The organism is Nostoc sp. UCD121, from assembly GCF_014222285.1.
Lineage (GTDB): Bacteria > Cyanobacteriota > Cyanobacteriia > Cyanobacteriales > Nostocaceae > Nostoc.
In genome coordinates, this window is the sequence record NZ_JACKZS010000039.1 from 13,307 (window position 1) to 36,728 (window position 23,422).

At 40.5% G+C, this 23,422-nt stretch carries 15 protein-coding genes; 7 read left to right on the forward strand and 8 right to left on the reverse strand.

Annotation, left to right across the window (positions count from 1 at the left end; genetic code table 11):
* Positions 1-208: 208 nt before the first annotated feature.
* The 3 genes from GNF10_RS11125 to ctpB all read right to left on the reverse strand — a co-directional run bounded on the left by GNF10_RS11125 (position 209) and on the right by ctpB (position 5,326).
* Positions 209-2,203 carry an EAL domain-containing protein gene (locus tag GNF10_RS11125; RefSeq protein WP_260446296.1) on the reverse strand — a complete coding sequence of 665 codons (1,995 nt, stop codon included), beginning with the start codon at positions 2,201-2,203 and terminating at the stop codon, positions 209-211.
* A gap of 644 nt (positions 2,204-2,847) precedes the next feature.
* Positions 2,848-3,837, reverse strand: coding sequence for a glycosyltransferase family 2 protein (locus tag GNF10_RS11130; RefSeq protein ID WP_185587833.1), 990 nt, complete (start codon positions 3,835-3,837; stop codon positions 2,848-2,850).
* Between the two features lie 148 nt (positions 3,838-3,985).
* On the reverse strand, positions 3,986-5,326 hold the full coding sequence (gene ctpB / locus GNF10_RS11135; protein ID WP_185587835.1) for a carboxyl-terminal processing protease CtpB: 1,341 nt from the start codon (positions 5,324-5,326) through the stop codon (positions 3,986-3,988).
* Between the two features lie 310 nt (positions 5,327-5,636).
* Here ctpB and GNF10_RS11140 point away from each other — a divergent pair, with 310 nt between their 5' ends.
* Positions 5,637-6,335 carry a YdcF family protein gene (locus GNF10_RS11140; RefSeq protein WP_185587837.1) on the forward strand — a complete coding sequence of 233 codons (699 nt, stop codon included), beginning with the start codon at positions 5,637-5,639 and terminating at the stop codon, positions 6,333-6,335.
* Positions 6,336-6,532: 197 nt separating this feature from the next.
* Here the strand turns inward: GNF10_RS11140 and GNF10_RS11145 are convergent, their stop codons facing one another.
* The 3 genes from GNF10_RS11145 to GNF10_RS11160 all read right to left on the reverse strand — a co-directional run bounded on the left by GNF10_RS11145 (position 6,533) and on the right by GNF10_RS11160 (position 12,885).
* Positions 6,533-8,341 (reverse strand): ABC transporter ATP-binding protein, encoded by a 1,809-nt coding sequence (locus GNF10_RS11145; RefSeq protein ID WP_185587839.1) that lies wholly within the window; start codon positions 8,339-8,341, stop codon positions 6,533-6,535.
* A gap of 77 nt (positions 8,342-8,418) precedes the next feature.
* Positions 8,419-10,149, reverse strand: coding sequence for an ABC transporter ATP-binding protein (locus GNF10_RS11150; protein WP_185587841.1), 1,731 nt, complete (start codon positions 10,147-10,149; stop codon positions 8,419-8,421).
* Between the two features lie 1,008 nt (positions 10,150-11,157).
* A complete protein-coding gene (locus tag GNF10_RS11160; RefSeq protein WP_185587843.1) occupies positions 11,158-12,885 on the reverse strand; it encodes a ShlB/FhaC/HecB family hemolysin secretion/activation protein in 1,728 nt (575 codons plus the stop codon).
* Here GNF10_RS11160 and GNF10_RS11165 point away from each other — a divergent pair.
* Complete coding sequence (locus GNF10_RS11165; RefSeq protein ID WP_185587847.1) at positions 12,802-13,008, forward strand: hypothetical protein; 207 nt, start codon at positions 12,802-12,804, stop codon at positions 13,006-13,008. The two genes, GNF10_RS11160 and GNF10_RS11165, sit on opposite strands and share 84 nt — an antisense overlap.
* Positions 13,009-13,439: 431 nt before the next feature.
* Here the strand turns inward: GNF10_RS11165 and GNF10_RS11170 are convergent, their stop codons facing one another.
* Positions 13,440-14,003: a hypothetical protein gene (locus GNF10_RS11170; RefSeq protein ID WP_185581344.1), complete on the reverse strand. Its 564-nt coding sequence runs from the start codon at positions 14,001-14,003 to the stop codon at positions 13,440-13,442.
* Positions 14,004-14,794: 791 nt separating this feature from the next.
* Here GNF10_RS11170 and GNF10_RS11175 point away from each other — a divergent pair.
* The gene (locus GNF10_RS11175; RefSeq protein WP_174710852.1) at positions 14,795-15,490 is read left to right on the forward strand and encodes a response regulator transcription factor; all 696 of its coding nucleotides are present in this window, start codon (positions 14,795-14,797) and stop codon (positions 15,488-15,490) included.
* A gap of 621 nt (positions 15,491-16,111) precedes the next feature.
* Here GNF10_RS11175 and GNF10_RS11180 read toward each other — a convergent pair.
* Positions 16,112-16,396 carry an Npun_R1517 family heterocyst differentiation transcriptional regulator gene (locus tag GNF10_RS11180; protein ID WP_012408225.1) on the reverse strand — a complete coding sequence of 95 codons (285 nt, stop codon included), beginning with the start codon at positions 16,394-16,396 and terminating at the stop codon, positions 16,112-16,114.
* Between the two features lie 881 nt (positions 16,397-17,277).
* Between GNF10_RS11180 and GNF10_RS11185 the strand changes: the two genes are divergently transcribed.
* From GNF10_RS11185 to GNF10_RS11200, 4 genes are all read left to right on the forward strand, one after another.
* Complete coding sequence (locus tag GNF10_RS11185) at positions 17,278-17,643, forward strand: NAD(P)H-quinone oxidoreductase subunit M (protein WP_114081065.1); 366 nt, start codon at positions 17,278-17,280, stop codon at positions 17,641-17,643.
* Between the two features lie 505 nt (positions 17,644-18,148).
* Positions 18,149-20,434: a protein phosphatase 2C domain-containing protein gene (locus tag GNF10_RS11190; RefSeq protein WP_185581343.1), complete on the forward strand. Its 2,286-nt coding sequence runs from the start codon at positions 18,149-18,151 to the stop codon at positions 20,432-20,434.
* Between the two features lie 278 nt (positions 20,435-20,712).
* A complete protein-coding gene (locus GNF10_RS11195) occupies positions 20,713-22,293 on the forward strand; it encodes a CHAT domain-containing protein (protein ID WP_185581342.1) in 1,581 nt (526 codons plus the stop codon).
* Between the two features lie 147 nt (positions 22,294-22,440).
* Entirely contained in the window at positions 22,441-23,088 is a 648-nt protein-coding gene (locus tag GNF10_RS11200) for a hypothetical protein (RefSeq protein ID WP_185581341.1), read from the forward strand.
* Positions 23,089-23,422 lie beyond the last annotated feature (334 nt).

Genomic DNA, 23,422 nt, shown 5'->3' on the forward strand with positions numbered 1-23,422 from the left:
TGTTAGTCACGGTCAGTTAAGGATAAAAAGAAATCTGTAGTACGAATAAACCCAATATTATCAAGTTTTTTACAGGTTTTGCTATTGATCAAGCTAATCTACTGTTCTTATTAAGTTATTATTCAAACTTAATTTAATTAATCTGCAAGCTATTTTTGGGAGTAAGAATAATTCGCCCAAAAAGCCAACCAATTTTATTTAACAACCTTTACCAGTGAGGATTTGCCATTATTAATGCCTCTGCTGATGAACTATTTAATGGAACTGAAAAAAAATGTCCCTGACCATATTCACATTTCAACTTTCTTAGAAATGCTAGTTGCTCTTTTGTCTCTATTCCTTCGGCTAGAACATCCACACCCAACTTGTGCGCTAATGTGACAATTATTTCAATAATTTCTAAATTCTTTTTATTTGCGCTCATCAAGCTGATGAAAGAACGGTCAATCTTCAACACACTAATTGGAAAGTTATAAAGACGACTTAATGAGGAGTACCCTGTACCAAAGTCATCAATTGATAACTGAATACCCATGTCTCGAAGTTGCAAAAATGTAGTAGTTATCTTGTCATCATTCGCCACAATTACGTTTTCAGTAATTTCTACTGTTAGCGTGTCAGCATCAAGACCAGTTGAGTGTAATATCTGCCCAATCTGCTCAATCAAATCTGGCTGGGAAAATTGCTTAAGTGAGAGATTGACACTTATTTTTTCTAGCAAGTTGGAATCATGGCATATCCGCCAAGCTTGCATTTGGCGGCAGGCTTCATGCAACACCCATTTGCCAATGGAGAAAATTAGTCCAGTTTCTTCTGCCAGGGAAATAAAATCTGCTGGATTAAGCAAACCACGCTCTGGATGCTGCCAGCGCAACAGAGCCTCAAAACCCAAAATAGAGCCATTGGTGAGCGAAACAATCGGTTGATAATAAACTCGAAACTCTAGACGTTCTATTGCTCGCCGTAAATCAGTTTCTAACTGCAATTTTGCCAGAGCATTAGCATACATATCTGAGTTGAAGAGTTTATAACGCGCTCTACCTTGCACCTTAGCTTGGTACATTGCTGTATCTGCATCTCTCAATACTTCTTCTGGATGTTTATAGTCTACTGTTGAACTCAAGGCAATACCAATACTTACTGTTATGAACACTTCTTGTCCTTCAAGCTCAAAGGGTAATGCCAGTTCTTGTTGAATCCGTTCAGCTACTGTGATGACATCTGAAACATCTTGGATTCCCTCAAGCAGAATTGTAAATTCGTCTCCTCCAAGCCTTGCTGCTGTATCTATAGAGCGTACACATATTTGTAGCCTACTTGCAGTAGCAAGCAGTAATTGATCTCCATTTAGATGTCCAAGGCTGTCATTGATCACCTTAAATCGATCTAGGTCAAGAAATAGCACAGCAAATAAATAATTTGAATGCCGTTTTGAATAATTTATTGCATGGCTTAGGCGGTTCATAAATGCAGCGCGGTTTGCCAGACCTGTCAGTATATCGTGAAACGCAAGGTGCAGCAGTTGTGACTCGGCTCGTTTTCGCTCTGTAATTTCAGTTAGCAATTTCTGATTTGCTTTTACCAGTTCCGCTGTCCGTTCTGCTACTCGTATTTCCAAATCATCGTAAGCTTGATGCAACATCTCTTCAGTTTTTTTGCGTTCACTGATGTTGCACAGCAGCCAACGCCAGCCAACCTGCTTCCCTTGTAATTTGTACGCCGCAGATGCTTTAATCATCGCGGGGAAAGGCTTTCCACCCCGTGGTTGTAGGTTAAGTTCCCAATTCAGTAGCTCTTGAAAATTGTTCATCTGAGAGCGAAAGAACTGACGGTCTTGTTGAGCAATAAATAGAATTAATGGTTTACCTACTAGATACTTTTGGTTGACACCCAGTAAGGTTGCTGCTGCATGATTAGCCTCTTGGATTGTACCTACGATATTAGTTACCAAGTAAGCATCTGGGGCGAACTCAAACAAATCTTGGTAACGCTGGCGCTCTTTCTCCACTTCCGCTCGTGTTACCTTTAATTCTTCGGAGGCTGTCAATAATTCTTCGATTGCGGTGTTAAGTTCCTCGAAAGCCTCTGTTATGATCTCCTGTTCTGAGTTTGGCTTAGTTGTATTGCATTGCAATAGTTTCTGTATCTGTGAGTGCAATTTCTCTATCTGTTGGCTAAATACATCCACGTTCATATTGCTCATTAGAGGATGTTTTAAAAAGGCCTTTTGCTGCCACAGTTAGCACAGAAAGGTATCTCAGTTGTATGTAAAATCTTGATTTTTTGTTGCAGTCAAGCCAAATCAGAACTACAAAATTATATTTTTTGAAACTTTTTAAACATGCTTTTAAATACAATTTATTACAGGTAATAGTTTATCCATAATATTATATTTGCTTTCCGTGTTTTTAAATATACTTCTTAAGATAGATTCAGTAGTTCGATAATTAGTGAATTTCTAGGGTTCAACCAATGCAATTGGGCTGAGAGGAGCATTTGTTTATCAGCGAAACATCCCATCTGCAATGCCTTGATTTTGCGATGTTTCCGGCGCTGCAATCAATTATGGGTTAGTAGCTCAAGTGGGTTGAAACGCACAGAAATGAAAGAAATTAAGATGTATTGGATCTGATGGTTTAGATTCTCTCTAAATTTGCCAACAATCTCATATTATATTGATGATTTTTGCGAAGCTAGGTACAAATCAATGAGCCTTCTTTCTCGTTGTCTGTTAAGCCAAGTAAATATGGCTACACCACGCTGCGCGAACAAAAATCAAAGCGGGTTCCTATATGAGATGTTGATATGGAAAGAATTGCAGTTATCCTGGCAAACTCCCTAGTATTTTTACAGACGATCAATTATCTTGGCATTTTCTGGTAATTTGGAGTTTTGTTGCCCAGCAGTACGTGCCCTCGCAGTAAACAAACCAATGGGAGTATTTAATAAATCTACAAGAGTAGCTTGACTCGCGATGCCTGCGGTGGGCTGCGCCAACGCCTTTTTTATATCTCGTGGTACTTCCTTCAATAACCAACGTGCCAAACGATAGCCACATTCTTGAAGTGTAATTTCTCGCATCAAATCTACGCCGTGTAGTTCATGCAGATAGCGATTTGAGCGTCCATAGCGCCGCCATTGGCTTTGCAGTTCTTTAAGTGTGGCGCGGTGGCGGTGCTGAACGATCGCATTCGGGGCAAATTCCAAACGTCCAATGTTTTCACCCAAAATCCGCCAGCAAATATCGGCATCGCCACCAGTGGTAAGATAAGGACGAAATAAACCCGCTTTTTCTAAGGCAATGCGTCGTATCGCCAAATTAGCGGTTTGTCCATAAGGACGAAAGGCATGGTTAAGGGTATGCTTTTGCGACAAAGTTTCTTCACGGTCTGCGTGTTGTTCTAGTAGAGTTTTACCTGGTAGCGGCAAAATTTCACCAGCGACAATTACCACTTCTTTATTGACAAAAGGCTGAATTAATGCATCTAACCATTGAGGTTGTGGGCGACAATCTGCATCGGTAAAAACTATAATTTCGCTCACAGCAGCCCGAATCCCAGTATTACGAGCAGAGTACGAGCTTTGAATTTGGTTTTCGCTCAAGGGGCGAATTGTAATTGGGCAGTTTTCGGCAGATGTTTTGAGGATGGTGAGAGTGCGATCGCTACTGTTATTGTCTACCAATAAGTACTCTACCCGGTCTTTTGGGTAAGTTTGAGATAACAGACAATTGATTAACTCTGGTAAATCCGCCTCACCGTTATAAATAGGAACAACCACCGACACCATTGGTAAAGGAGTGGTGGCAGTGGTTGCATCAACTGGCTGATGATTCATAAATCTGAGATTTGAGAGATGGGATTACTAACTAGTATTCCCAAACCGAAATCCTAGAACGGTATATTAAGCAGTTTTCGTAACTCCAAAAATCTGGATTTGGGAATACTACTATATAAACACCTGCGAAGAAATCATTTGCATCAATTTAAAATTTCAGGTTATCAGCGCGGCTCATGGGCCGAGTGGGCTGATTTGCTGGCGGCTGGGCGAAGTTATTATTTGATAAAATGGCGATCGCTCTGGCATATTGCGGATCGCTCTTAGTCCCGATTAAATCTGGATTAGAAGCTAACTGCCGCTCTTGTGCCTCTGTCAAGTCTAGCTTGACATCTGGGGCAATCCCTTTATGGTTAATATCTGTTCCCGCCGGAGTGTAGTAATGGGCAATGGTGACAGCCAAGCCGGAACCATCTGCAAGTTCATGAACTGACTGCACTAGGGCCTTACCAAAGGTTTGACCACCTACGACTACCGCCCGCTTATTATCCTTAAGTGCCCCTGTGAGAATTTCACTAGCACTAGCTGAATTACCATCCACTAATACTGCCAAGGGACGATTTGTTAGAGCAGTGCGATTAGCTTTAGTTTCTTCAGTGCCGCCCACACGGTCTACTGTTTTGACAATTCCGCCATCATTATACCACATCCTAGCAATTTCAATGCTCGCTTGTAATAACCCGCCAGGATTTCCCCGCAAATCTAAGACATAAGAATCAACTTTCTTAGTGTTCAAATCGCGGATGGCTCGTTGCATTTGCTCTGCGGCGTGGGCGCTAAATTCCCGCAAACGGATATAACCAACGCGGCGATTTCCTTCTTGTCTGAGGGTATAACGTACCGTTGGTACTTCAATACTTGCTCTTGTCAGTTTCAATTCAAAGGCATTTTGCCCTGCTCGTCCCAGCCGTAGTTTGATGGGAGTACCCGCTTTGCCACGAATTAACTTGGAAGCGTCATCCACTTTCATTTTGAGAGTGGATTTGCCGTCAATTGCCAAAATTTCATCGCCTGCTTTGATCCCAGCTTTCAGTGCTGGAGATTTTTCTATGGCTTCGACGACAGTGAGGCGCTGAGTTTTTTCGTTTACTTCCATCCGAACGCCTATACCAGAGACTTCCCCAGATGTTTGGCTAGTTAGGGCTTCAAACTGTTTGGGATCCATGAATCGAGTGTAAGGATCTCCCAACTTTTGTAAAGCTTCGCGGATGGCAGTGTATGCTTCTTCCCGGGAAGAATAGTCTTTGCTCAACAGGCTTTGTCTAGTTGCTTGCCAATCTTGTTGATTAAATTTACCATCAACATATTCATGATTTACCAGTTGCCACACCTGGTCAACTATCGTTTTTGGGCTATCTTGTAGAGCTAAGGCGGCACGGACACCACGAGTCCAAGCGGATCCGAATACAGACATCGTAGCAGTCGTAGCGATCGCTCCACCAATCAAGGCTACTTGGAGCGGTGAGTAACTTTTCGCAGATTGGTTCATGTATATTAACTGGAATAATTGTGTTGTTGACAGTTTAGCAATCAGGCTTTCCAGAAATTTTTAAGTTTTTATACCCCAAACTAAGCTATGCTTTCTTCATCATTTTTATCGTTGTAATGATGCCGAAAATACTGCATTATTAACAACCATTTCTCAGTTTGTTAGCCGTCTCCGGAAGGCTATACTGAAGATGTGACACTTTGATTAGCGTCATCTTTGTACTGATTCATTACTTTTATAAGATAGCACTTTGATCGCTTAATTGCAGCCTTATTAGACAGCTATTAAATCAGGTTTTCTTACCAAAGTCATGAAACGTAAATTTACCATCAAATCGTTAATTTCTATTAAAAAAAAATTTTTTAATCTGTGGCAATTGTTACAAAAACTAACTGGTGTATTGTACTTTATCTTAGGCACTTGGCTGATTTTTACTACTATAACCTTAGTTTTTGCTTCTTCACAGCCAGTAGATGCCTTCTTGGTGCTTGGTGGAAGTATTCGTCGAGAAACTTATGTGGCCCAACTAGCAAAACAATACCCGCAAACCCCAATTTTAATTTCTCATGGTTCCCCAGACCCCTGTATATGGTTAATTTTTCAGCCGCAATTAGTAGAGTTACAAAACGTTTGGTTAGAAAAGTGCGCGAATTCTACCTTTGAAAATTTTTATTATGGTATTCCAATTCTCCGGCGTTGGGGAGTGCATAAAGTCATGTTGATTACTTCGCCAAGTCACTTACCCAGAGCTAAATGGATGGCACAGATTCTCTTGGGCGCTCATGGTATTTGGGTAGAGCCTGAAATTGTTGAGGAATCGGGTATTCCTGGTAATAATGAATCTTGGGGCAAAACTGGATTAGATTTAACGCGTAGCCTATTGTGGGCAATTTTAAGTCAAATTATTCAACCGGAATGCTCAAATGTGACCAAGCTTGCCGAAGTAGATATGCAAGCTTGGGAGCATAAAGGTTTTCATTGTGAACACCAAGGGGGATTGGGGAGATGAGGGCGAAGTTTAGTTTAAAGGGTGAAGGAACGAACCACAGAGGCAAGGCAGCGCGGTCTTGGGGGTTTCCCCCATGAGCGACTGCCGCACAGAGAACACAGAGTTGGAGAAAAAATGAGATGTTTAAGGGCTTTAGTCCTTATTTTCTAAGCACTTAAGTGTTTGGTACAAAATCTAGAAACTAGCTTGACTGAATACTAATCCCTTGAACCTATTTTCAAGCTAGTTTTGATATTATTTACCAGTTGTAGAGAATAAAGGTTTGCATATACTCCCCTTTGCTCCATCAATTGTGTATGTGTACCTTGTTCGATGATTTGCCCTTGCTCAATCACTAATACCTTGTCTGCGTTAGTAACTGTAGCCAGACGATGAGCGATGATAAAGCTGGTGCGACCTTGAAGTAAATTAGCGATCGCTTGTTGAACTAAGTTCTCTGTTTGGCTATCAATGTTACTAGTTGCTTCGTCCAGAATCAAGATGCGCGGGTTTACCAAAACTGCGCGGGCGATGCTGATTAACTGTTGTTGTCCTTTGCTGAGATTTATCCCCCGTTCTCCTAATTGCGTTTCATAGCCTTGGCGTAAGGTCAAGATAAAGTCATGAATATTTGCAATCTTTGCAGCCGCTTCAATTTCTGCCGTTGTTGCTTGGGGATTGCCAAAGGCAATATTTTCGGCAACGCTACAGCTAAAAATCATGGTATCTTGCGAGACAACACCAATTTGACGGCGTAGACTTGCTTGGGTAACTTTTCGGATATCTATATCGTCAATTTTTATAGCACCGCTTGACACATCATAGAAGCGGGAAAGTAGGCTAATTATAGTAGTTTTTCCTGCCCCAGTAGCTCCAACTAATGCGATCGCTTGTCCTGCTTCAGCGTCAAAAGTTACATTTTCTAAAACTTTTTGGCCAGGTTTATACCCAAAATTGACAGATTCAAATTGAACTTTACCCTGAATTGCTGGCATTGCGCTCGCATCTGTGGCATCTTCAAGTTGGACTGGCTCATCCAAAAGTAGAAAAATTCTTTCTAATCCGGCTAATCCAGATTGTGCTTGAGTATAGAAGTTGGTGATAAGTTGGATGGGTTGAAAAAATTGCTGGACGTAAAACAAAAATGCGGTAACAGCCCCCACAGTCATGATATTTTTAGAAACGAGAAAGCCACCATAAGCCAATACAATCCCCCAAGTGAGTGTATTAAATAAGTCTATTGTTGGCAGGAAAGCAGCAGTAATTGCTGTTGCTTGGATATTAGCATTTCGGTTATCTGCGTTAAGTTTTTTAAACTCTTGAATGTTGATTTCTGCCCGGTTAAATGCTTGAACTTCTTGAATATTGCTAATATTTTCTTCTAGTTGAATTGAAAGCTGAGAAATTGTTTCTCTAGTAATGCGAAACTTTGCCCTCGCTAATCTGGCAAAAAATGCAGTTGTTAATAACATAATGGGCACAATCAGGTTAGTAATTAAACCCAATTGCAAGTTGATGGAAAGCATGAATATTGCACTTGCTAATAAGCCAAAAAAGCCTCCAATAACTTGCGGTAAAATAGGGCTAAATACTTGATTTAAAGTATTAACATCACTCAGCAGGCGACTCATTAAATCACCCACTTTACTTCTATCATAAAAGCTAAGGGGTAATGTTTGTAATTTGTTCATGATATCTTGGCGCAATTGTGCGAGTAAATGCTGCATAATTACACCAACTTTAACAATCAAAGTCCGATTGGATAAAAACCCCGTAAGATATACTATTGTTAATACAACTAGCATCCATAACAGTCCTAACCAATTGCCTTTAAGTATCAAGTTATCTACCGACCAACCAGTAAGCAAAGGTGCTATTGTTTGGGTAATAGAGCTAGTAATAATTATTCCCAGGATAATGGGAATTTCTTTGATATATGGACGAAAATATTGACTGAAGCGGCGGATAACAGGTAATGGTGCATTGACTTGTGATACCGATTCAAAAATATTAATTTTTCTGTTCATGGATGAAAGTATGGCAAAGGTAATTTGAGATGTAAATAATTTTCTAGAGATCAAAAAATTAGCATTTCTATGAATAACTAGTTTTTTAAGATGGCATTTTCAATTAACTCTGCACCGGAAGATATTTTAACTAATTTACCTCGATCAATTATGAAAATTTGGTCAGCATTATTTACTATATTATTAATCCGTTGAGTGAGAAAAATTATAGTAAATTGACGCTGTTGCATCAGAACATTGAAGGCTTCTTGAATTAATGTTCCTGTCTTCGCATCAACAGCCGAAAGACTATCATCTACAATCAGAATTTTGTAATCATTTAGCAATATTCGAGCAATAGTAATTCTTTGCTTCTGCCCTCCCGATAAGCCAATTCCTCGTTCGCCGATAACAGTATCGTAACTATCAGGGAGGCTAATAATAAAATCGTGAATTTGAGCAAACTTAGCTGCTTCAATTACCTTTGAAAGAGGTGCATCTGGTATTCCATAAGCGATATTGTCACGGATGGTTCCAGAAAATAAACTTGCTTCTTGAGAAATTAAACCAATGTGAGAACGTAAACTGACTAAATTTAAAGAGCGGACATCATAACCATCAACCTTTACTATTCCATTTGTTGCATCATAAAAACGTGGAATCAATTTAGCAAGTGTACTTTTCCCTGCTCCCATCGTACCTAGAATTGCCACTGTTTGCCCTGGCTGGATTTCAAATGAAATACTATTTAAGGTATTATCATTTACTTCTGGGTAACGAAAATCAACATTTTCAAAAGAAATTTTTCCTTCGCATCTTTGCAAAAAGACTGCATTGGGAGATTCCTTGATGGCAATTTCTGCATCTATCACCTGATAAACTCTGGTGGCTGATGCTGATGCTTGAGCAACAGATTGAAATGCAAAAGTCGTCTGAAAAATTGGTTGGATGATAAATACTAAATAGGAATTAAAAGCAACTAGTTCGCCAATAGAAAAGCTGTTGCTGATTACCTCTAAACCCCCATATCCAAAAATGGCAACTGCAAGTAAATTGCTCGCTAAAAAAATTATTGGAAATGTATCTCGCAGTGCATAAATTGTTTTGATACTTGTTGTGCGGAAATCTTCATTGGCAACGGCATAGCGTTTTATTTCTGTTTTTTGACGCACAAAAGCTTTGACTGCACGCACACCGAGTAAATTTTCTTTTAAAATTGCGTTTAAATTCTCTAGCTGCCTCTGTGCTTGAGTAAATAAGGAAGTATTTTTTTGAAAAAATCCGCCTAATAAAATGAAGGAAATCGGGATAATTGCTAATGCTATCAGTGCCAACTTCCAATTCATGAATAGCAAAATTGTCGCACTACTGAATAATACGATCGCAGCCCCGAAAATTTGCAGCAAGGTTGCACCAATAAAAACGCGAATTTGTTCGATGTCATTATTAATACGTGTGAGCAGTTGTGATGTGGGCGTGCGATCGTAGTAGCTTAAATCTAAATGCTGGGTTTGACTAAAAAATTTATTCCTGATGTCATAAGAGATACTTTGAGATACTATCTCTGAAAAAAAACTTTGTCCAAAATTAAATAATCCCCGAATCAAAGCCACCAAAACCATCAATCCCCCACAAGTCAAAATCACTTGTAAGTTATTTTTGGCAATACCTGCATCAATTCCCCAGCGAATAATTTGAGGTGCAGCGATATTAGCAACTGTCGTCATTAATAAACTAGCGATCGCAGCCAAAACCATTACTGGGTATTTTAGCAACATTTTCAAAATTTGCTTCAGTGCCTCAATAGGCACATCTGGTTTTTTCCCCATAAGTAATTTTTCGTGTTTAATATAGGTAGTTAGCTAAATTGCATTTAAATTACACAAAGCAACTTTCTCTGGTTAGATAGATGTGTAGATTATGCTGGCGAGATTCGCTTGTTTGACTTCATTAGCTGCAAGCATGGTAGTCAGTGCATTAATTAGATCGGTACTTTCCTGACAACTATCAACCACCTCTTCGGCAAAAAAGCGTTGAACTCCTTGCAAATCGGAGATGAGAGCATCTCTGTCGCCTTGTGTGACTCAGACTCATCGTGTTTGTGTAGCCAGCATAATATCTACAAGCATCGGCGCATATTGAGCAATTAAACAGTTAATTATACTAACTTCTTATCTGTAAGTAAGAGTATAAAAATCTAAGCTGCGTTGTATACTAACATTTTTTGCCGATAAAAAACACCTAAATAGTTTTATGTAATAAGCAACGAGCAATACTTGACGACCTGTATCTGCAAAAATAAGATTCCATAATAGTAGTTCGTCAGTTTTGGGTTTTTGAACTTTTATAGATGTAGTTGTATTCATGTTTTTAGATGTGTTTGATGAGTTAATTGGAGTTTGAGGTAAAGTAGCAATCTTTTTAATGAACCGCAGATGCACAGGGACGGGTTCCCTGACTTGCAGCAACTGGCATGACGCAGAGAAAAGAATGAGGAGAGGTTTCAATGAATAATTGAGAATTGCTACATTTATCTTAACTGTGTGGGAAAATTTAGAAATTTGTTGGATGTACTGGTAAATTATTCGTCACATAAAAATCGTATCATCACCTTGCCTGTAGTATTTTTGGGCAATGAATTCACAAATTTAATTGTTCGGGAATCTTGTAAATTGCTATTTTTTGAGAGCAGAATTCCAGAATTTATTTTTCTGTTATTCTGCGACCATTTTTAACTCGAATTTGAGTTAGCGATCGCACCACTGTATGAAGGTGTTAATTTTGAAGCAGAAGAATAGCTTGATTTATAGTGCGATCGCTTTTTCTGTAGATGTGGTTCAAAATGGTTGATAACGGACTGAAAAATTAAAGCCATTATCTTGCAGTAAAGTACCGCGATCGCTTGTGCCCATAAATGGTATACCATAGTCTGCACGCAATACCAAACCGTTTAAAGGTTGCCAGTTCAAGCCTAAACCCAGGCTAGCAATGGTTTGTGGGTCGGCATTAATACCGCGATTGTTCCAAGCTGTGCCGATATCAAAAAAGGGTATCAGCTGTAAAGTTTCCACATTCGATGCTAGGGGAATACGAACTTCCACACCTCCAACTACCCCATTGTCAGCAACAATTTGATTTTGACTATAGCCGCGCACTGTATCTACTCCGCCAATACTGATTTTTTCGAGCGAAAGTAAGGAATCAGGAGTAAGTTGAGTGTTAACTTTGGCCAACATCAAAATGCGGGGAGATAGCCGTTGCACCCATTGAAATTGTCCTACCCAGGAGAAAAAACGCCCATCAGTACCACTATTGTTGATAGTTGGATCAAAAACATCAATGCCAAAACTAAATTGCGATCGCGCCGCTAAGACACTGTTAGCATTACGTTGTAACCAATCTTGCGAAAAGCGAATTACCGTAACTCTTGATTTCCCATCTTCGGGCCCTTCAGTAAACGAGAAGGGAATATCATTGAGTATGTAGGTTTGACTGCGCCGTAAATCGAATGCCAACGAGATAGCAAATTCGTTGTTTGGCGTGTGGGTTAGCGGTTGACGGATGTTAAAAGAAAGGGTTTCGGCTTCGCTGCGGATATCTAAGTCACGAAATTCGCTTTCAATAATCCGGCTAGCACTGTTGCTATAGCGAACACCAATAGTTCCATCTAGAGCATTAAAGGGAATAGAATAATTGATATTATAAATATCTAACCCTTCACTACCAGCATATTCAGCGTTGAATTTATCTCCAAACCCTAAAAAATTATCGTGAGCAATAAAAACGCTCCCTTGTTCTGAACCAACGCTAGGTGATTGGTTATTTGCAAAGTTTACCCCAGCATGGAATGGTGGTGACTCGGTAATTGTCACCTGTAAAATATTGCTACCTGGACTGCTACCTGCGGTTAACTCGGCATTGACTCGTTCAATTACGGGGTCAAGTTGTAATAATTGCAGCGCTTCTTCGAGGCGTTTTTGGTTTAAAGGCTTACCCGCCAGCCGTGCAATCCGGGAACGCACGTATGCAGTTTGCAATCTTTCTAACCCTAAAATGGAAATTCCTTCAAGTTCGCCTTCCACAACTTGGATTTGCACAACACCGCTAGCGATATCTTGATTGTTGGGAATAAATGCACCACTGCTGATATAGCCATTATCAACATAGAGTTTGGTAATTTGCGATCGCAGTTGCAATAATTGCTCAAATGTGATGTTTGTATTTTCTAAGGGTTGTTTTAACTTGATGATTTCATCTTTTAAAACAGAATAGCCTGTAATTTGGATTTCTTTGACAAAGAAACTTTCGCCGCTAGGAAAAGTGGTATTAGGTCGATTTTCCTGCTGGCGTGATGGGAGTATAGGAACAGTTTGTGCAGGTGGAGTGGGAGGATTACTTGGTGATGGTGATGGTTGAGAAATGGTTTCTTCCACTTTCCCTGGAACATCGGAGGGAATTGTTATTCCCGAAGGGGGTGTCGATTGGGCAAATACTGCGATTGGCGTGATGCTGAGGCAAGAAAACAATATGAAAAAAAGCTGTTGAAGCCGGAGGTAGAAACCCATTATTTATCTATGATTTGTAAGGTTAATCATTTTTACTTAGCAAGAGTCTTAGATGTATTTCTGCTTGATGACATACTTCTATTTGTTTCTACCAAAGAACTTAGCGATCGCATTAATAATTAAATATTTAAAAATTATTATCACTTAACTAAAATACCATAACAGGCTATTTTATAATTGCATCTTTATGCAATCATTAAAATCCGATTTGTACATTATAATATTTAGCAGTTATACCAATTTTATGTGAAAATGTACTTTATTTAAGTAGTGGCAATACCCTGCAAAAAGACCTCTGCTTCTACATAAATTGCCACTACAGCCTGTAGCTTTGTATCAGTCTTATAGGCACATCTTGAGACAAAAAAATTAGTATCAAATAATAAATGCAATCGCGTAATCGCTGACTTAAGTAAGTTGGCACAATAAAATCAAACTAGGCGAAAACCCTTATACCTATCGCCTTATCCAACGATAATTATTTACGTTCACTTACTTATCAGTTCGCTAATCACCAGGGAACTTGAAATACAAACAATTTACGCCATCTCTATTTAGAATTGGGACACTATTGTTTCCACATCTACAGATGAACATTGTCGTAGATCATCGCAAGTATACGCTATTACTGAGCCATCAGGCTCAACAGAAAACAAAAAATTATCAGCCGCATAAGTAGGGTGTCTTCTGGAAGTTCCAGGATAGACAGGATTATATCCCAATAAAACTAATCCTTGAGAAGAAGATTTGAGGCTAATTTCTTGGTCTACAGCCTGCTTTTTATTTATCCTAGAGTCAAAATATCTAGTTCTCATCGCTCCAGAATATCCGCTCATTACCAGGACGCTTTCATAGACAACTCCATCAATGCTATATCTTAGCTTCCAACTTCCGTAGAGCGGAGAATTTGCATCTACGAGTTGCGCGATGAACTTCGTTGCATCAGATGAAGATTGAGAAACATCTGGTGTTTGTATTAAGGCATTTCTCCCATCTGCTGACTTGATACCAAATAATCCAATTCCAGCAACTAAAATTGCAATCGAAGCCGTTTGTTTGAAATTTGGTAATGTAAAAGCTGTTGCTAAAATTGTGTTACAAATTGGTTTAGAAAACATAATCAACCTCTAAATCTGAGTTAAAACAATAACGGTATTTTCATCAGCAACGGTTGATAAATCGATGAGTTTTGCTGTTTTTCGATTCATGAACCGTTTCTTTAATACTCAGATTAAGGGAAGCGACTAGGAAATACATTCACCTTTTATGCACATATACATGCCTAATTTGGATGGTGTGATCGCATAATAGTACCTGCTATTTTGCAGAAAACTGCATATAGGAATCGTATTTGATTTTTGAAATTATCTACGTGGGCGGGGAGTGGGGAGTAGGGAGTAGGGAATAAGGAATTAGGCTTTTCGATCTGTACCGAGCTTTTTCAGAAATCAAGCACTAGTTCTATATAGGATTTTGTAATGTTGCCTATCAAAAATATAAATATGTCTCACACACAGGGCATTTTACGCAGTCGTTCCTGCTTTCTTCGCTCGACTTTATCCAAAATTAAGAACTCGGCTTTCTTTATCCGGCAAAAACCCTGGCTTTTTGGCACATACTTTTTCCAAAAATTATCCCATCTTGTGGGGTGGGCAAAATGAGCGCCGTATAAACTGGGCGCTCATGTTGCCCACCCCACAATCAATAATTGTATTTTTTTATTTGGAAGTCCCTAAACTTTGCAGTCAGCCCGTCCTTATGAAGCGAAGATGATTACAAAGGTTAAAGGGTTGAACGAGGCCAAGATGTCAACTTTAGAAGTTTTAAGGGCTGTAGAGATAAATTCAGAATGTTCAATGACTGTCAACTTTCGCTAAATTGGAAAAAGGAAAACTCAAGGAAATCTTAAATGTCAGCACAATTGTTACTGGTGGATGATGAACCAGGGATACGGGAAGCCGTGAAAGACTATTTGCAAGAGAGCGGTTTCAGCGTTCAAGTCGCCAGTAACGCCCTTGAAGGTTGGGAATGGATGCAGATGAATACACCTGACTTAGTGATATCGGATGTCATGATGCCTCAAGTGGATGGTTATCAGTTCCTCAAGCAACTGCGAGAAGACCCCCGCTTCCAAGCGCTGCCAGTAGTATTTTTAACTGCTAAGGGTATGACTGGCGATCGCATCCAAGGCTATCATGCTGGTGTTGATGCCTATTTACCCAAACCCTTCGATCCTGATGAGTTAGTGGCTATAGTCGAAAATTTGCTAGCCCGCCGCGCTGCTAAGGCTACAACTACAGGAGATGACGCTGAAACACCCGATCTTGCTGAACTAGCCAATCAGATTGCCCAAATTAAAGCATTATTAACCCAAAGAAATGCCATTTCCCAATCGCCAGCCCCTTTTAAAATTGATTTGACTCCCAGAGAACAAAGTGTTTTAAACTTGGTCGCTGAAGGGTTGATGAATAAAGAAATCGCCCGTCGTTTGGAAACCAGCGTCCGCAATGTAGAAAAGTACGTCAGCCGTTTGTTTAGTAAAACTGGCACTAACAGCCGTACAGAGTTAGTTCGTTTTGCTCTAGAACACGGTCTGGCTAAATAGGTATTGGGCATTGGGCAAAAGAGGCAGAGGTGCAGGGGGCAGGGGGCAAAAGAGGCAGAAGGGCAGGGGAGAAAATGAATTACCTCTTTCCCCTCTGCTCCCTGCTCCCTGCCCCCTGCTCCCCTCCTTCTTCCTTATCTCCCTCATCTTCCCCTGCTCCCTTACTCTTAGGTAACTGGCTGCCAAACCATAACCTAATACTGGTAATAGATAAAACATAAGTATTTCAGCAAATCGGGCACTTAGCTAAAGTAAAAAACTAAAAGCAAGACTATTTATGTTTACTTTGGTCTTTTAGGTTTTTATTTGATTTGCGCCTGTTGTCCAATTCCCATCTGTAAAGACACAGGTTTTTTCTTCCTGCAATTTTTTGATAAAAACTCGGTAAAATGCACCCGGTTGAGTTGGCTCTCAGATTCTACCAGTACCCTTTGCTACAAAGTTTTTTAATAGAGGAAACTGTTCCTGGGACTTTGTGCTGCTAAATAAGACTTTCACAAAGTAGAAATCACAATATTTTGATGAATTCTACTTGCTGCTTAGTATTTATTGCAACGGGGCTAAGGGATCAACATTTGATTTGATGCCCAATTCATGCTTTTCACTACTTAAATTACACCTTTAAGTTGGTGGGTTTTCAGCAGCATTACGCAAGCGCATAAGCTGACGGCGCATTTGAGGTGAAGCTTTAAACTCAGACACTTCCTGCGCTTTAACGGACGCTTGTAGCGTCTCTAGAAAGTCATCAGAGCCTTCTGTTAAAGCATCAAGTAGCACTTGTAAGAGTTGCTCGCGATCGCTCAATAGACTCTTTTCCTCAATCAACCGGAACTTGAGATGGATTTCGCACTCATAAACACCTACTTCGAGATTATTTATCTGGCGTGGTAATGCTTTGGAGTTCATAACTATTGAGATTCCTTTACTTGGTTGTCATGAGGGTAAGGAGGTAGATGTCCAGCAAAAATTCTTTATATCTCTTTTGAATCCAAAGTGCTTGAATTAAGAATTTTTCTTCATCAATCACTTTTGTAATCCATTTCACTCTCCTGTGTTTTATTTACAAGCTAAATTTTCACTGTCTAGATTTTGATGTTCCTGTGCCAGATGTAGCTTATGGTAAGCCATAACTATTATTCAGTTTTTAAGATTCTACACAATAAAGTTTCTGTAAGAAGTTGTTCAACCTTTTTAAAGCTTTTTACATCAACTTTATGTGAACGTCAATAACAGTTGGACTTGTTACTTTAATTTTGGTGTTTATACGTAAGTAAAATCGCTTAATTTTTTTGAACTTATGACAGCCAGAGGTCGATGTAGCACTATTCAGTGAAATTACTTGATGTACGTTTTTTGCAATAGGAAATTCCGAAGAAATTCGTCAGCAGAATTATTAAGGTAAAAACTTTTGTTCTCCATAAAAAAATGTACACAGATCAAATTATTCCTTGTGAGTGCTTCCCCTTACTGGCTTTTAGGCTTTATGAGTAAGAAAACCCTAGCAGTAGTTAAGATTCACACACCACTTTGACTTGTTTGTATACCCTAAATGAAAAAGTAATTTTTACAGAAAAATAATTGCACTACTGACAGTACTAGCTGCTAAATGTGTCTTGAACTCATAACAGAAGGAGTAAGTTAATTCAGTACAGGTGATATTTTTACTTATGCCCATTCAATATACCCTTTTGAAACTGCGTTCAAAGCTTGTAAATTGAGAGCATTCAAGCTTGAATATAGCGTTTACAATAATTTCAGTGTAATCCACCCAAATCTTACACCCTTTTATGGATAACCCGATGCTGCTCAAGTCCACAACCCGTCATGTCCGCATTTTTGCAGGCGAAATTGACCGGGATGGCGACCTAGTTCCAAGTCAACAGGTCTTAACGTTAGATATTGACCCAGATAACGAATTCAACTGGAATGAAGACGCGCTGCAAAAAGTTTATCGAAAATTTGATGAACTAGTAGAAGCATCCAGTGGCGCAGACCTCACGGACTATAATTTGCGCCGTGTGGGGTCAGACTTAGAGCATTATCTGCGATCGCTCCTGCAAGGCGGCGAAATCAGCTACAATCTGTCTGCCCGCGTTACCAACTACAGCATGGGAGTCCCCCAAGTTGCAATTGACGACAAACAAGTAAGCTAAAAAGTTGCTAAGAGTCTGGCTGAACCCTTCTGACAATTCAAGCAACTCATCAGCAAAATCCCCCTTCCCGACGTAGGAAGGGGAAATTCATCCAGTACTTTTTTTTGCCAAAATTATATTTGCTATTCTTAATTCTTAATTAAAGTTAATTGTTGCTATCCTACTTATAAACTAAATAAATCCCAATATTCTCTGCCTCTTGATGATGCGATAATTCAGCAAAAGCTTGGGGCACAGTTATGCTTGGGTTATGCTTTGTTAACAGGGTTGGAGCTAGTTGCTTTGGCGATTGAGAGTCACAGAGCAATAGAAGCTATGATGAGGCTGGAGGGTTGACTTAGGAGCGTGTTTTTTAGATAAGTTAAGTATTAGCACCTGCTGATATCCGCCAGCTAAAATCATCATCTAAAGTCTGGGTATGTCAATTTTAAGAAAGATGAGCGGTCTAGATTGTCCCTACTAATGCTGTTAAAGAAATTGCCAATCGCTGATCGGTGCGAAAACTATGGAAAATGACGCGGCAACGCTCTACTGTCCAAATGAAAATTGTCAGGCTGCCAACCCCCTGACTCACAAGTTTTGCCAGCGATGTTCCACGCCCTTACCCAAAAATTATCTCTGGGCTGTGGTAGATGGCCCAAGTGTGGGTAGCCCTGGAGAAATATTAGCCGATCGCTATTTAGTCGTTGAGAAATTTATTCTTTTAGACACGAAACCTGGTTTCTTAGCACTAACACCTGAGTTAGAGAATTTACAGCCTCTAAGAGCTTACCTGAGACTCATTCCCTATCGCTTACACGTACCACAGGTATATGGAGTCATTTTTATAGCTGACGGATCTTCCCATGAAAGAGAAATATTACTCTTAGAAAAACCGCCACTATTTAAACCGCCACTATTAGTAGATGACACAATCCAAGTGTATTTGGGCAGCGAGTTAACCACCGCTTGGCGTGATGCAACATCGATGCGCCAACTCAATTGGTTATGGCAAATAGCTCATCTGTGGCAACCTCTGGCAAGTGAAGGTGTCGCTTCTAGCTTGCTTGACTCATCTGTATTACGGGTAGAAGGATCGTTAGTCCGGTTGTTAGATTTGCGTTTCGACAGCGAAATATCACCAGAATTGCCGCAGTTAGGTGAATTTTGGCAGCAGTTGGTACATGAAGCCAAACCAGCCATAACTGAATTTGTTGAGCAGGTTAGCCTTTCTTTAATTCAGGGAGAGATTAACTCAACTGACCAATTGATTACAGTTTTAGATCAGGGACTGGCACAATTAGGGCGATCGCAAACGCCTACGATCAAAATTATCACCAAAACCGACACTGGCCCAAGTCGCCAACGCAACGAAGATGCCTGTAGCCCTCCCAGTGGAACTCTGATAAGCAAACCACCCCAGCCAACGGCTTTAGCAATCGTCTGTGATGGCATCGGTGGTCACGAAGGTGGCAATGTCGCCTCAAATTTAGCCATTGAAACAATCCAGCAACAGGTACAGCAATTAACAAAAGTTCCCTACGACCACATAGACCCCTCACTACTGCTGAATGACCTAGAAAAAGCAGTGGCAATTGCCAATGACAAAATTAGTCAGCGCAATGACAGTGAAAATCGCCAAGGGCGACAGCGCATGGGCACGACTTTAGTCATGGCATTGCCTGTTGCACATGAAATGTACATTACCCATGTAGGTGATAGTCGTGCTTACTGGATTACCCGCCAAGGCTGTTATCAAGTTACCCTTGATGATGATGTCGCTTCCCGTGAAGTGCGGCTAGGCTATGCCATTTACCGCGACGCTGTACAACAAAGTTCTGCCGGCTCTCTCGTCCAGGCTTTGGGTATGGGGCCCAGCACTTCATTGCATCCCACCTCGGCACGGTTTATGCTCGACGAAGATGCGATTTTTCTGCTCACATCCGATGGTTTGAGTGATTTTGATCGGGTGGAGGAATACTGGGAAACAGAAATTTTGCCGATTCTAGTTGGGGAAGCAAACCTCGCCAATGTTGCCGATAGATTAATCGAAATTGCTAATACTAAAAACGGACACGATAATGTCACCATCGCTTTAGTTCATTATCAAGTCCAATATTGGGAACCAGAAATTACCATCAAAGCCTTCATTCCAGAGAGTTATTCTGCCAAAACTGTTGATTTTGCATCCAGGACAACAGATGCAACCCTTTTAGGTAGCCCAAACCACAAAACTCAGGTGATTCCCGACACTGAGCCTGCTAAAAATCGCCAATTACCGCTACAGTGGATTGTTCCTTTAATATTTGTGGTGATAGCAGGCTCTTTAGGATTGTTCGTGAAGGAATTGCGATCGCCATCAGGCTCATTTCCATTTCTTCCCAATCCCACAGCAACTCAAAAGCCTACCGCCGAAGCGACACCCGTAGCGCGATCGCTTGATAACCTTTCTGCTGGCTGGGTAATTCAAACCAACAAGGAAATCCCCTTGAGGAATAAACCATCGCTTCCCTCTGGAGCTTTTTTACAAGTTATCAACACAAATCCAAATCCCAAACCTGCTTCTGGAAATCTTTCGGTTTCTATGCGAGTCTGTCCAAGCAAAAACACGCCAACTCCAGCTAATACTAATAAACCAGCAGTAACTTCCTCAGTTCCACCCAATTTGAAACCTTTACCGGAAACAGTATTGCTGGACTTATCCCAACTAAAAAGCTTTGGTGTATCTGTTTTACAATCAGATGTACCAAATCCATGTGCAACCGTTACGCAACCGCCAGCTACTCCATCAGCTGACACCAGTCCAACTTAATTAAATACTCGATAAACTGGTAAAAACCTGGAATAATAACAAGTAACAATCAAAGTAAAAAACTTACAAGGTCAAAAAATAGAAAATTTTCACCTTGAAGAATTGTTATTTTAAATTATCAAGAAAGGCAGGAGGACGTTCGGCGATCGCTCAGTCGAGCCGCAGAGGGCAGTTCTTCCTGGAGAAAAACTACCTGATGTTCGTGGACTCGCTTGCCGCCGGCGCTATCCTACCTCCTGCCTCCTTCCATTGTTTTTAGCTTTTAATTTTATGAATCCATGCCATCCCTGAATTTGGCGATCGCCCGTCTCTTAAACACTGGCACTGACAACTTCGCCATTTGGGTGGTCAAGGCTCCCTATCCCAGTGGCTACGTTTTACGTGACTGTGTATGGCCTGTTGAACTCAATCAAGTTTGGCAAGAATGGCAGCAGATGTTTGCTGGCCATAGTCGGCTAGATATTTCCCCAAACTCAACATCTCAAAAATCGAACCAATTCTCCATAGATTGGATTTCGCCCCCTTCTGGTCAAACCACTGGGCCTTACACCAGTCGTCTGATGCAATACTTGGGAATGCATTTATGGCGCTGGGTATTTGACGGGCAAATTCTCGGTAGTCTAGAACGCAGTCGCGGGATTGCTATGGGTCAGCATACACGTTTACGCTTTCGGCTAGAAATTCGTGACCCGGATCTCATCGCTCTTCCTTGGGAAATTATGCAGCGTGAGCCTGGTCAATCGGCAATGTCTCTCTCCCAAGATTTGCTATTTAGTCGTACCAGTAGTGAAGTTGACCCATTACCGTATTTGCGAACTGACCAAGCTTTAAGTATTTTGCTGGTTTTAGGTCATGATGAAAAGCTGCAACTAGAACAAGAAGCGGCTATTTTACAGCAAAGTCTTGTAGATACACCTGTGGGTGGTAATTCTCAAAGATATGCACCTTGTATAGTAAATAAACTTATACAACCAACTCCACAAGAGTTGATTCAAGAATTAGAAACCAAAGCATACAACGTTTTCTTTTACGCTGGACATGGTTTGCCAGGAGCAGACGGAGGATTACTGTTTTTGCGATCAGATATGCCCCTCAATGGGATAGAATTGGCGCAAGTATTGACCCGTACTGGTGTGAAACTAGCACTTTTCAACGCCTGTTGGGGCGCGCAACCAGCTGCTATTAATCATCAAGCCATACCTGCCAGTAGTTTAGCCGAAGTACTAATTCGTCATGGAGTACCTGCTGTTTTGGGGATGCGCGATGAAATCGCCGATCACGAAAGCCACAGTTTTATTCAAGCGTTTACCGAAGCTTTGCGATCGCACAAACCCATAGATGAAGCCGTATCACTGGCTAGGCAAGAGTTATTAACACTGTATAAATTTAATCAACCAGCTTGGACTTTGCCTGTTCTCTACCTGCATCCAGATTTTAATGGCGAACTGATTAAGAATCTAGATGAAGGTATTACCGAACTACCAGACACAGCCATTCCTGATATCGGTTCACCGCTTCCGACTGCTTCGTTGCGATCGCTCACTCCAAAAGGTAAAACCTGGTTGTTGCGTTATGGAGTTACCCGCATCGGCCGCACGAAAGATAATGATATCGTCATCGCCGAACCATCTGTATCCAAACGCCACGCCGAAATCTTCTGCCGTAATACTCTTACTGATGCTACATTAGTGCGAACTTATTATTTGCAAGATTTTTCCACATACGGTACAACCTGGTTTTTAGGCCCTAATGGATGGCAACAAATCCTCCGAGAGGAAGTACCCCTGAAATCGGGAATGCAGTTAAAGTTTGGAAGTGCTAGAGGCGAAACCTGGGAGTTTATTATTGAAGACTCCTAGTATAGCTATTGCAGAAATAGATTTTCATGTTTAACATCAGTTTTTAAAATCTATTTTTACCAGAGAAAAAACCAACTGTCTTTGCGGAAATCTCTTGTAAGGAATTGTAGTTGTCAATACCACCAAATAATCGGGAGAAAATAAAAAATGGCTAAAAAAATTAACGGCTCAGACACCTTCTCTTCTTTGCCATCTCAAGTAGATTTAGATTTATTAGAAGCGCTACTAGAACCAGACGATGCTACCTATCCCTGGAATCCAGCTGATGAAGAATCTGAAGCTTATTTTCAGGAATTAGAACAACAGTTTGGAATGCAAGATTTACTTGAGGAAGAACTGACGACGCGATCGCAAGATTTTTATAGCAATCTGGATACACTTTGGTCTAATATCTCCCTTACGTCAAGCTCTAATGACAATCCCCAACAATCACTAGTGCTGAATCTTCAAGAAACACTACGTAATACTTTTGCCGCCTGTGTACCCCAAACATTGCTCAATACCATAGCCCAGAAAGCTGCTGAGATTTTTGCTGCCCAGCAATCAATAGGTGAACAACTAGTTGAGTGCGTTCAGACAGTGTTGCCAACTTGGGGAACTGAGGATCTTTTAGTTTTAGCTCGCCCTTTTGCTTACGCTATGCGAAGTAGCGAATCGAAAAACGCGGCATCTGCCATAAGTAATCTTAACAATAGCGAGTGGACAGCTTTATCAGAAGTAGAGAAAGCAAAGGTCACTTTAGCGATCGCTTCTTATGCTTTTACTCAACTCAACCAGTCTCAGTCTGAACTATAAAATCGGGAATAAGTCACAGTTTATCGGTAACGGGCAATAGAAAAAGTAGAGAAAACCAAAAACTTTTCATCATGCGCTGTGTTCGCATAGCCCATGCTTTGTAATTGCTATACGTTTAGAGTCATCTCTTGCAAAGATGTTGATTTATATGATGCAGAGGCGCAAAAAAAGAGTCAAAAATCAAGACTTTTGCAAGAAGTTAAATGATTTTTATTTTTCAGGCATAGTTACCCCAGAGTAAATTTACAGTACGCTTATTTTCTAACTAGGCCATCTATCCAAAGATATAAATATTCAAATTATTCCCTTGCTCCTCTGCTCCCTGATTCCAGCT